Annotated in this window: 4 protein-coding genes; all 4 read left to right on the plus strand. The window is 24.7% G+C overall.

Translation table 11 applies throughout. The features are described from left to right. Window positions 1-196 precede the first annotated feature (196 nt). Window positions 197-673 (plus strand): hypothetical protein, encoded by a 477-nt coding sequence (locus MBFIL_RS02875; protein ID WP_066971311.1) that lies wholly within the window; start codon window positions 197-199, stop codon window positions 671-673. Between the two features lie 247 nt (window positions 674-920). Continuing rightward, window positions 921-1,904, plus strand: coding sequence for an Rpn family recombination-promoting nuclease/putative transposase (locus MBFIL_RS02880; RefSeq protein ID WP_066971313.1), 984 nt, complete (start codon window positions 921-923; stop codon window positions 1,902-1,904). Between the two features lie 784 nt (window positions 1,905-2,688). Then, window positions 2,689-3,720, plus strand: coding sequence for a M24 family metallopeptidase (locus MBFIL_RS02885; protein ID WP_066971315.1), 1,032 nt, complete (start codon window positions 2,689-2,691; stop codon window positions 3,718-3,720). Window positions 3,721-3,872: 152 nt separating this feature from the next. Continuing rightward, window positions 3,873-4,174 (plus strand): hypothetical protein (locus MBFIL_RS02890; RefSeq protein WP_157078627.1); only part of this gene is annotated, 302 nt, incomplete at its 3' end.

Below are 4,174 nucleotides of genomic sequence, written 5' to 3' on the forward strand. Positions count from 1 at the left end.
ACATAAAATTAAACAAACCAAAAACAATAAGAACAACTAAAAACAATTCAACAAAACCAACAAAATATTAAAAAAAACTCACATAAAAACACAAAAAATAAAGAAAAAATCAATAAAATAGAACAAAAAAAGAAACATTAAATGCGAATCCTCATTTTTTATTTTTTATGAAGGAATTTTTAATGGAGATAGACAAATGAATCATGAATTTAAAAATCAAAAAGATTATTATGGAGATTTAATCATAGCAACAGATTATTGGAATTTATATTTAGCTCATATACAAAGATATTTAGGAACTTGTGTTTTAAAATTAAATTCTAAAACTTTACATCTAAAAGAATTAACTTCTAATGAATGGAAAGATTTTAATTCATTAGTTAAGATTGTTGAAGAAACTATTATGGTTTCATTCAATCCCTTGTTGTTTAATTGGGCTTGTTTTAATAATGGTGCTTTTAAAGATAATATTAATAGTAATATTAATAATCAGAATATTCATCTTCATTGGCATGTACATCCAAGATATGATAAAATAGCTATTTTTAAAGGTGTTGAATTTGATGATCCTGATTTTGGAAAACCTCCTCAACTTTCAAAAAGAGAAATTTCTGAAGATCTTCGAGGAGAAATGATAAATACTATTAGAAAAAACTTAAAAAATAAACTTTAATAGATTTAATAGATTTAATAGCTTTAATAACTTTAAATACGTTCCATATAGCTATTTTATAAATCCTTGTTTTTTTCATGTTAATACATGTTTTACTTTGATATTTTTCATTCTTTGACCAATTTTGCTTTCATTTATAAGTTCTAATTTATATAGTACTTTTCTTTAAGTAATACTTAAGGACTAAATTGTATGATGTCCTATATTTTCATGATGGAAAATTTTTCATGGAAAAATTATTTAATAAATGAAAGTGAAAAATAGGGGTTGTATAAATATTAAAATAAAAAATATTGATGAAAACATAAATCTGCTCAATGACTTTCTTTTCGCTAAAATATTTGGAGAAAAGGGAAGTGAAAAGTATGCACTGTATTTAATAAACACATTATCAAAAAAAGAATTTAAACATGTTAAATTTGAACCTAACCAAATACAAGGTACTATAAAAAATAAGAAAAAATCAATACTTGATGTCTATGTTACAACTGATGATGGCACACTAATAAACATAGAATCACAAATAAACAAACAAGAAGATTTTCATAAAAGAAGTCACTATTACGCATCAAAAGCATTATCACTAGAGCTTGGAACAAGTGAAAGCTATTTAAAAGTACCATTAGTCATGACAATCAACTTACTTGCATTTAAATTCCAGGCAATAGAAAAATATCACACAACATACATACATTGTGAAAAAGAGGAGAGACATCACGAACTGGACGATTTAGAAGAAATGCATTTCTTTGAACTTAAAAAATTTAGAAAACTACTAAAAAATAATAAAATAGATTTTAACAATCCCGAACATAGATTAATGTTATTTTTAGATGAACAAACCCCGCAAAAAATAATAGAAAAGGTGATAAAAATGGATTCAGTATTAAATGAAGTATATGATAGAATAGAACATTCGATGCAGGACAGAAATAGTTACTTTAAATACTTAAGTGCTGAAAAAATAATAAGGGATGAAAAAGCAAAACTTGATTATGCTACTAAAAAAGGTATAGAAAAAGGAGAACAAATTGGTGAGCAGAGAGGTATAGAAAAAGGAGAACAAATTGGTGAGCAGAGAGGTATAGAAAAAGGAAGAATAGAAGGAAAAGAAGAAGGGGAATTAGAAAATTCTAAAAAAATTGCTTTTCGATTAAAAAATAATGGGATGACTTTAGAAGAAATCAGCAAAATCACTGATCTCTCAATAGAACAAATTGAAGAATTATGAACAATAAAGGATATCAATTTAATTTTTCATACTTCTATGAAGTTATATCTCAGAAGAAAAATTATTATATGGTTCATACTATATTTTAGCACGATTTTTTCAGAGGGTAAGTTTTTTGACAGAAATATTATAAAACATTTGATTTTATAAATTCTGGAAAACTGTTAAAAAATAATAAAATAGATTTAGCAACCTGAATACAGATTAATATTATTTTTAGATGATAAAATCAATAAAAATCAATAAAAAATCTGATAAAATGGATTCAGTATTAGATGAAATATACGGGAGAATAGAACATTCAATGTTAAGATTGAAATAACTATTTCAAATATTCAATTGCTGAGAAAATAATAATAGATGAAAAAGCACAACTCGAATATGCTATGAAAAAAGGAGAACAAAAGGGCAGAAATGAGGAAAAATTAACAATTTCTATTAATTTAAAAAAACAAGGTATTACAAGGTATTACTCCTGACAATATAAACAAATCTACAGGAATTCCAATAAATGAGACTGAAGAATTATAATATTATGATAAATTATATTCTTATTTTTTTCATTTTTAATGTTAGTAAAAGCATTTTTTAATTTGAATTGATTATTTTTTGAAATAGCTTTTGTTCAAACTTTTTTTAAAAGTTTGTTTCATGTTAGTAAAAGCATTTTTTAATTTGAATTGATTATTTTTTGAAATAGCTTTTGTTCAAACTTTTTTTAAAAGTTTGTTTCATGTTTTGAATTATAATTCAAGATTTTATTATCATCGTGTTTATTAGAGGTATTATCATGGATATAGAGAATATTAATAAAATTATAAATAATTTACATGAAAATGAATTTGATGCTATGGTTTTAGCTGAAATAGAGAATATTAATTATATTTCAGATTATCATCCAACAAGTTTTGGAATAGCTATTTTAAAAGAAGATTCAATAGTTTTTGCTGGAGCAATGGATTTGGAACTTGCAAATAAAACTTCTTTAATCGAAGTTAAAGAGTTCAAATCACTTAAACAAATCACAGATTTATTTGAAAAAGAAAACTTTAAAAAAATAGCTATTGAAGAAACTTTACCATTTAATTTATATTCTAAACTTAAAGGAAACTATGAATTCCACCTAACAAATGTTTTAGATAACTTTAGAATGATTAAATCAAGAGAAGAACTTTTAAAAATTGAAAAAGCAACAAATATTGCTCACAATTCATTTAAACAGTTAGCTATTAGAGATAAGATAGAAAAAGGATTCAGTGAATGGGAAGTTTCTTATGAACTTGGTTATTTAATGAGAGAAAATGGGGCACAAGAGGAATCCTTTGAAACAATTGTGGCAACTGGAGCTAATTCAAGTTTACCTCATTCAAGAGTAAGTCAAAAACAATTAGAATTTCCTACTCTGATTGATTGGGGATGTAAATATCAGGATTATTGTAGTGACAGCACAAGAACAATAATCAAAACAGAAAAACAAGAAGAAATTTTTAATATAGTTTTTGAGGCATATAATAAGTCAATTAAAGCTATTAAACCTGGAATCAAAGCATGTGAAATTGATAAAATAGCTAGAGATATAATATTCGAATATGGATATGGTGATAAGTTCATTCATTCAACAGGACATAGTTTAGGATTGAATATTCATGAAAAACCAACTATTTCAAAAAAAGATGAAACAATACTTGAAAAAGATATGGTAATAACAATAGAACCTGGAATATATTTAGAAGGAAATTTTGGAGTTAGAATTGAAGATTCAATTCATATTAAAAATAAAGCTAATGTTCTTGGTAGTTTAAAACCTATTATTTAAACTATTTAATTTTTCAATTTTTCCATCTTTTCTTTTTTATTTTTCTCATATTTTTAATGTAAGAGGATTCGTATTTAATAATTTTCTTTTTATATGTATTATTTTTTTTCTTTGGTATTTTTATTTATGTTTGATTGTTTATATATTTTTTTATGAGTTTTAATAGTAGTATTCGTAAGTGTTTTAGGTTTGTGTTGAAGAAGTTGAATGTTTGGGAGAGTAGTGGTAAGTTTAGTGTTGATTTTGATTATTTGAGGTCTGTTGTTCGTGGGGATTTTAGTGATTTGTGGAAGGAAGGTCTTAATTTTAATATTAATAGTCCTTTTAATAAAGAGCTTTTGTGTTGTGATTTGGAAAGAATGGTTCGCGCATTAGATGATGGAGAAAGTGTGAATCATTTTAAGACTCTTTTTCTTCTTAACTCTATGAATAATGAAAATGAAGAGTTGTTAGA

Origin of the sequence: Methanobrevibacter filiformis (genome assembly GCF_001639265.1) — an archaeon.
Lineage (GTDB): Archaea > Methanobacteriota > Methanobacteria > Methanobacteriales > Methanobacteriaceae > Methanacia > Methanacia filiformis.

Bases quoted from the DNA above. Each gene is read 5' to 3' on its own strand.
- MBFIL_RS02880 (WP_066971313.1), top strand. From the start codon at position 921: ATGAAAGTGAAAAATAGGGGTTGTATAAATATTAAAATAAAAAATATT.
- MBFIL_RS02875 (WP_066971311.1), top strand. From the start codon at position 197: ATGAATCATGAATTTAAAAATCAAAAAGATTATTATGGAGATTTAATC.